Raw genomic sequence first — 7,792 nt, 5'->3', positions numbered from 1 at the left:
AACGTATTCAAGCCCCGTCGGCGGCAGTGGAAATTCCCGACTTTTTAAGTGCCTCACGTGAGGTGGCTGCCACAGCGGAATTTGTACTTGATGAGTTTCAAGCAACTGTGATTAATGAAGCTAGAAAGTCTGGTAATAACTTATATCAAATTAATGTATTTGTTGATGAACGATGTGTAATGAAATCGATACGCGCCTATCTTGTTTTTCAAGCAGCTGAAGAACTTGGTGAGCTAATTCAAACAAATCCTTCAGTTGAACAAATAGAAGAAGAGAATTTCGGTGATTCATTCACGTTGTTGATGTTATCTGAACGCAGTTCTGAAGAAGTACGTTCCAAATTGATGAATGTCTCTGAGATTCGAGAAGTTCTTGTCATTGAAATAACCAATCAAGAACCCCAAAATACTTTAACTCTACCTGAGGAAAAAGTAGAAAAAAGTGAACCAGCGCCCCGGACGCAGGAGAACGAGGATTCGAGCACGAGTAAGAAAAAACAGCGTTCCAAATCGATCAGAGTTGACATTGATAAATTAGACCATCTAATGAACCTATTTAGTGAATTAATTATTGATCGAGGCAGGCTGGATCAAATAGCAAGGAAGTCACACCTGACAGAACTGACAGAAACAGTTGAACATATGACGCGAATATCGACGGATCTCCAAGGCCTCATTTTAAATATGAGAATGGTCCAGGTTGAACAGGTATTTAATCGTTTCCCGAGGATGGTCCGTGACTTGGCGAAAGAGCTGAATAAGAAAGTGCAGTTAATTGTTGAAGGGGAAGAAACAGAATTAGACCGAACAGTCATTGATGAAATAGGAGATCCATTGGTTCACCTTCTAAGGAATGCCTTAGACCATGGGCTTGAAACAACTGAGGAAAGAATGGCGGCCAATAAACCAGAAGAAGGAAAAATTCAATTGAAGGCCTACCATAGCGGAAACCATGTATTTATTGAGGTTTCGGACGATGGAAAGGGTATTAATCGTGATAAGGTCTTGAATAAAGCAATTGAGCGAGGCGTGGTATCCGAACAAGAAGCAAAAATGCTAACCGATCAACAAGTTTACGCCTTGTTATTCTCATCAGGTTTTAGTACTGCAGATAAAATTTCCGATATTTCGGGGCGTGGAGTCGGCCTAGATGTTGTAAAAACCAAAATTGAATCCTTGGGTGGTTTAATTACGATTGATTCTTCACCAGGAAAAGGGTCCATATTTCATATCCAGCTGCCATTAACATTGTCGATTATTTATGCCATGTTAGTGAAGGTAGAAGAAGAGACCTTTGCTATTCCGTTCAATTCAATCGTTGAAATTACCACAGCCGCAGATAATGTTGTTTCAACACTTCAAGGCCAAGATGTCATTCAGTTCCGTGGACAGGTTGTTCCGTTAGTATATTTAAATGAAACCCTTCAAGTCCCAACAACTAATACAACATCCAATAAACGAGAACAGTTTATCGTAATTGTCCGTAAAGGGAATTTGACGAGAGGGATTGTGATCGACTCTGTTCTTGGGCAGCAAGAAATTGTCCTAAAATCAGTTGGAAAATATTTAACAAGCCTAAACTTTATTTCTGGTGCAACGATTTTAGGGAATGGTCAAGTAGCCCTAATCATAGATTCCAATCAGTTTTTTAATTAGAAAGGGTGAATGATGATGGGGAATATAAAGGTAATCGCTTTTACACTTGGAAATGAAGGATATGGTTTGAACATCGATCATGTCTTATCGATTGAACGACTCACCCATATTACCAGAGTACCAAATGTTCCAAAGTATGTGAAAGGTTTGATCAATCTTCGTGGGAATGTCATTCCAATTATTGACCTTCAAAGTAAGCTAGAGTTAGGTGATTGTCAATACACAGAATATTCACGACTTATCATTGTGAAGTATGAAGAAATTGAATTGGGTTTAATTGTTGAGAAGACGAGTAATGTCATTAATGTGGACACAGATGCCATTGAAACTGCTGCATCTAGTGGTGTAAACACGGACTTTTTTGAAGGAATCGCTAAATATGAAGGCCGTCTAATCATCCTTTTAAAAATTCAAGAATTGATTAAATCGGAGGCTGACGATACGGCCGTAGAGGACTAAGCCACAATGGTATAAAACCGTAATAGGAAGAGGGGATCGTATGGAAGATCAAATCATGTTTCAAGATTCAAAAGTACTTATTTTTAAATTGGGCCAGATCGAATATGGATTACATATCAGTCAAGTAGTATCTATTGAACGAATGCAGTCAATATCAATTACTCCTTATCCCAATCGACCGCCACATGTTTTAGGAGTTACTTCTATACGAAGTGTAGTAACACCAATTGTGGATATCCGTGCGGCTCTGACAGGAGAAACATTACTTCAGACAGATGTTACGAGAATCATTATTGTTAAGGTTTTTGATAAAGAGATTGGATTAGTCGTGGATGCCGCTACAGATGTGCTAGAGCTTCCTCCAGAATCGATTGATTACACGAATATTTTAGAAACCAAAGATGTTTCTTATTTAGTAGGTATTTCTAAATTCGAAAACAGGTTGGTCATCCTCTTAGATATTGAAAAGCTCCTGGATGACACAACGAATTTAGTTGAATTAAAGCAAATGGTAGATTCCTATATGAATAGTAAAGAGGCAGTGGAATCCTAAGGAGAGAGTTAGATCATGTCGAATAAAGAAAAGAGTCATGTTTCAGAATTAATGAAAAAATGCTTAAGACTGGCGAATAATGTATCAATGGGTGTTAAACTATGGGGTAGTTTTATCATTCTCTTACTATTTTTAGGATTAGTATCCTCTGTTTCATATTATAAAATTCACGATCTTAGTGATGATGTAACATACTTAGGAAACACTCAAGTAAAAGAGCTTGAAATAATCGATAAGATAAAAGACAGTGTAACCGATATTCGTTTAAACTTAACCAAGTATTCTTATGAACAGAGTAAAGAAGAACAGGATAAGATCGAAAACCTCGTAAACGAAGACATCAAAGAAGTAAGAAATAATATCAAAGAAATCAATAAAGTGGAAGCAACTTATAATGATAAAAAATTATTTTCAGAGTTCAACAAGAACTTTGAGGACTATGTTACGGTTATTCCATCATTCTTTAATAAAACAGGTGGCGACGATTATTACACTTCCCATGCACGATTAGGTGTTTTAGCCTATCATGGAGATACGACGATAAGTTACCTTGAAAAAGTGGCTCAAAATGCTCAAAAAAGTACCAGTAAAATTATTGATGACGCTGAGAAGAAATCTACTAATTCTCTTTTTCAAATCATTGCCATATCAGTGATTGCGATGTTTTTCAGTATCTTAATAGCCTTCCTTATTAATGGCCTTATCCGTCGTACGGTAACAAGAGTCATTAAAAATGCTGAAATCACCGTGAACTCAATAACTGAAATCAAGAAATCTATTGATAAATCAGCAATCAGTGCACATGAATTAGATGCTTCGATGAACAAAGGGAACGATTCCGTTAGCGAGCTAGTAGCATCCATTCAACAGGTGGCTGGAAACACAAATGTAACGGCCTTCGGGGTGGATGAAATCTCAGCTGCAGTTGAACAGATGAGCTCCTCTATTAATTTAGTAAAGGGAAGTGCAGACTATCTTGCATCTTCTGCAGAAGAAACTTCTTCAGCTATTCAAGAAATGATGGCCTCAATTGAACAAGTAGCAATAAACACAAATAATGTAACGGATAGCGTGGAAACATTCTCTGAATCGATTGAGGAAATGAGCCAATCGATTAAGGGAGTCAGTGAACATGCCGTTAGTTTGACAGATACGGCTGAACAAACGTCAGAAACAGTGGAGGAAATGATCGTTTCTATTAAACAGGTAGCCGCTAGTGCGCAAACGGTAAACCAACTAAGCAATGCCGTCAAAGATGACGCGTTTGAAGGAACGATCTCTTTAAATGAAACATTGAATGGGATGAAAGAAATTTCTAAAGTAATCGATCAAACCAGTATCATGATGGAAAACTTAGGGAAAAGTTCAGAAGAAATTGGCAGTATTGTAGCTGTTATTGATGATATCGCGGACCAAACGAACCTCTTGGCCCTTAACGCTGCGATTGAAGCTGCACGTGCAGGAGATCATGGGAAAGGTTTCGCGGTTGTTGCGGATGAAGTTCGTAAACTAGCGGAACGATCTGCACATGCCACAAAAGAAATTGCCAGCCTAATCAAAGGGATCCAAAGTGAAACGACTGTTGCTGTAGCCTCTATCAAAGATGGTGCGGAAAAAGTAAAAATAGGAAATGAACTTGCCGACAAAACGAACCAGGCGATTAGGAAAATTTCAGAAGGTATTGTACAGGTAACAGAGGAAATGAATCAAATCGCCAAGGCAACGGAAGAACAAACCAAGAATAGCGAGTTTATCACAAAAGCAGTCGAAAGTGTAACAAGTCAGGCTGTAGAAATGACTCATTCTACGAGAGAACAATCCATTACCGCTGAAGCCATCGTAAAAGGAATTATTAATACCAAAGATCAGATCCAACAAATCTCGATCGCAACATCGGAACAAGCAAAAGGCAGCCACGCGATTGTAGAAGCAGTTGAAAACGTCACAAACCAATCAAGCGCAGTGACCAATGCAACGAAAGAACAAGCATTATCTGCGGAAGAGATTGTTCGCAATATCAACAGCATCAAAGAGATGGTCCATCAAATGTTAATGGCATCAAATAACCAAGCAAGATATGGACAAGAAATTGCATTAGAGGTTGGGAATGTTCAAAAACAAACAGAAGAACTAAATGCTAGTATTGAAACCCAATCGAAAGAAGTAGAAGAAGTTGTTAGTGCGATTACGGATGTAAATAAACAGATTAAAAGATTGAAATAAACTCGTTTCATGAAAATGCCTTCGCAATTGCGGGGGCATTTTTTATGAATATTAATGAAATTCATGAAAAGTTGGGGTATAATTACAACGTATTTTGATTTATTTTGATATTTTTTTGAAGATAGATTTCGAAAAGATATAAGGGGAGAAGACACTTGAAAATACAGGATCCGGTTCGAATAAATATTGGTGATTCCCGTTTGCCGGCAAGCGATCGTTCTTCCATCCATACAGCATCCTTTCAAAAAATTATCAATACCTATTCCAAGGAACTTACCAAAGATCACCTTCAGCAAATCCTGCAAGAAGTTGATGAGCAGGGCCAGCGCTTAAGTGAAAATCCAACCTTTAGTGAACTGCGCAAATATAAGGATTTGGTTAAACGATTTATGGGTGAGGTTACAAAAAATGGAGTAGGCCTATATAAAACTGAAAGCTGGGACCCGTATGGAGGGAATAAAACCCTGAAAACCGTTCAGGTACTTGACCGTAAATTAATGGAATTGACTAATCATGTAATAAACCAGCAAAATGCCGGTCTGTCTATTTTAGATCGGATAGGTGAAATCAAAGGGTTATTGATTAATCTATATACTTGATATTAAGAAGGGAGCGCTACAGTGCAGTATTATTTAATTGAAGCACTTTTAATTGTGAGTATAATTGTTGTGCTGTATTTAGTCGTCAAAGTTTTTTCCCGGCAAACATCGGATGAACAGCAGGATCAACATCAAAAAATAATCGAGAACCAAGCAAAATTGAGTCGTGAAATACAAGAGTTAAAGGTGCTTATGAAGCACCATCAAACACTCATACATAGTGAGCGTGAACAATGGAAAACGGAGCTAAACACATTAAAAGCATCTGTTCCTGTTGAATCTAAAGCTAATTCCAGCGACAGTGGACAGAATTTATTTTTAAATGATCGATACAAGGAGATTTTTGAGCTTCTTGAAAAGGGTCTAACCGTGGATGAAATCGCTAAGCAACTCGGAAAAGGTACAGGAGAAGTATCTTTCATTCTTCAGCTAGCTAATCAAGCACGTACCTAAGAAAAGGGGTTTTTTCATGTTAAGAGGTTTGTATTCTGCCGCTTCGGGAATGTTTTCTTTGGAGCGCAGACAAGAAACACTTTCCAATAATCTCGCGAATGCACAAACACCAGGTTTTAAGAAAGATGATACTGTCATGCGCGCATTTCCAAAACTATTAATCGAACGTATTCAAGACTTTACTGAAAATATCCCTGGTACCTCAAATCTTCAAATTCCAGGTCAGGGAGTGAGAGTGGGGGAATTGACGAACGGTGTGTACGCTCAGGAGCGTATTCCAAGCTTCACGCAAGGGACTTTTGTCCAATCAGATCTCCCGTTGGATGTTGCGATCGAAGATCAAAATATTCCTTTACAGATGGTCAATGGCCGGACCGTAAAACCAGCTGCCTTCTTTGCTGTGGAGCTACCTGATGGAACAATTGGTTACACAAGGAATGGTAAATGGGATTTAGATGCAAACGGAAATTTAGTCACCTCTGAGGGTTATCGTGTCTTAGGGGCGGACCACAAGCCCATTCAAATCACTGGAAGTATCCAAAAAGAGGATTTGAATATTAACGCGGAGGGCCAGTTAATTGCTAAGACAAATGATCCGACGAAAACAACTAATCTGGGTCAGATCGGGATTGTCATTGTCCAAAATCCCTATGACCTTACTCGGCAGGGCAACAACGTATACAAGTCTGAAAATCCCTTGCCGTTTATGCAGGATAATGGCGGTGCTAATCCAGGTGTATCTCTTCACCAGGGGTTCATTGAGCAGTCAAACGTAGACCTTGGCCAAACCATGACTGATATGATGACGACGGTGCGTGCTTATGAAGCCAATCAAAAAGTAATAGGTGCTTATAATCAATCTTTAGAACAACTATATTCGGTTGGAAAAATGAACGGATAGCCCATTCAGAATAGGAGAACAGACCATTGAATACGTCACTTTATATTTCTGCCGGTGCTTTGCAGGCGTACCAACAAAAAATAGATACATCTGCAAACAATATCGCCAATGTGAATACAACAGGTTTTAAGCGGAAGGATCAAAGTTTTTCAGAAATCTTTGCCTCGCAACTTAACAATCAGGTACGTTCTGATCAAGAAGTCGGCCGTCTCACTCCAAATGGGCTCCGGGTCGGGTATGGAACACGGACGGGCCTAACACAGCTCGTTATGGAACAAGGCCAAGCAACTCAAACAGGAAATCCTTTAGATTTAATGATACAAGGTAAGGGATTCTTTCAAGTCGGGTATCCTTCCGCAACAGCTGGAGCCCCTGATGAAGTGAAGTACACTCGTGATGGTAATTTTCATATTAGTCCGAATCCTACCAAACAAGGAAGCTATCATTTAGTTAACGCAAATGGCGGCTACTTACTCGATCAAAACGGCCAGCCAATTGAATTGGATGATCTATATGAAGTAAGTATTGAATCTAACGGGCAAATCCATTTGAAAAATAAAGATGGTAAAGGCACTTCATTTTTATCATCTCAGCAAGTAGCGATTGTTGATATTCAAAACCCGCATATTCTTAAGAATGCAGGTGGGAATGAATACGAAATTGATACAACGGTGTTACCAAATGGAGCGAATGCTGCTGATTATGTGAATGTAATGAATCCTGACGATGTGCAGATGTTATCTGGTTATCTAGAAGGATCGAATGTGGATTTAACGAAAGAAATGACCGATCTTATGACCTCGCAGAGGAGCTTTCAAATGAATTCGCGAGCAGTATCATACGCAGATCAGATGATTGGAATTGCGAATGGCATTTTAAGATGATTTTATTGAGTCGTTTTTTAGCGTCTCTTTTTTTGCATAGTAGATTTCAAAAAAATACTTAACTT

8 protein-coding genes are annotated in these 7,792 nt (G+C 38.8%); all 8 read left to right on the top strand.

Annotated features, from left to right (window positions below):
- On the top strand, positions 1-1,655 hold a 1,655-nt coding region (locus V7137_RS20250), incomplete at its 5' end, for a chemotaxis protein CheA (RefSeq protein WP_335699745.1).
- Positions 1,656-1,670: 15 nt separating this feature from the next.
- Entirely contained in the window at positions 1,671-2,114 is a 444-nt protein-coding gene (locus V7137_RS20245) for a chemotaxis protein CheW (RefSeq protein ID WP_335699744.1), read from the top strand.
- 40 nt (positions 2,115-2,154) lie between these two features.
- Positions 2,155-2,667, top strand: coding sequence for a chemotaxis protein CheW (locus V7137_RS20240; protein ID WP_335699743.1), 513 nt, complete (start codon positions 2,155-2,157; stop codon positions 2,665-2,667).
- A gap of 15 nt (positions 2,668-2,682) precedes the next feature.
- A complete protein-coding gene (locus tag V7137_RS20235; protein WP_335699742.1) occupies positions 2,683-4,890 on the top strand; it encodes a methyl-accepting chemotaxis protein in 2,208 nt (735 codons plus the stop codon).
- Positions 4,891-5,045: 155 nt separating this feature from the next.
- Positions 5,046-5,489: a YaaR family protein gene (locus tag V7137_RS20230; protein WP_335699741.1), complete on the top strand. Its 444-nt coding sequence runs from the start codon at positions 5,046-5,048 to the stop codon at positions 5,487-5,489.
- 21 nt (positions 5,490-5,510) lie between these two features.
- Positions 5,511-5,942: a DUF6115 domain-containing protein gene (locus V7137_RS20225; protein WP_335699740.1), complete on the top strand. Its 432-nt coding sequence runs from the start codon at positions 5,511-5,513 to the stop codon at positions 5,940-5,942.
- A 16-nt stretch (positions 5,943-5,958) separates the two neighbouring features.
- Positions 5,959-6,843 (top strand): flagellar hook-basal body protein, encoded by an 885-nt coding sequence (locus V7137_RS20220; protein ID WP_335699739.1) that lies wholly within the window; start codon positions 5,959-5,961, stop codon positions 6,841-6,843.
- Between the two features lie 26 nt (positions 6,844-6,869).
- The gene (locus V7137_RS20215; protein WP_335699738.1) at positions 6,870-7,727 is read left to right on the top strand and encodes a flagellar hook-basal body protein; all 858 of its coding nucleotides are present in this window, start codon (positions 6,870-6,872) and stop codon (positions 7,725-7,727) included.
- Positions 7,728-7,792 lie beyond the last annotated feature (65 nt).

The organism is Neobacillus drentensis, from assembly GCF_036962765.1.
In the GTDB taxonomy this organism is placed as follows: domain Bacteria; phylum Bacillota; class Bacilli; order Bacillales; family Cytobacillaceae; genus Neobacillus; species Neobacillus drentensis_C.
This window is presented reverse-complemented; position numbering and strand designations above follow the sequence as displayed.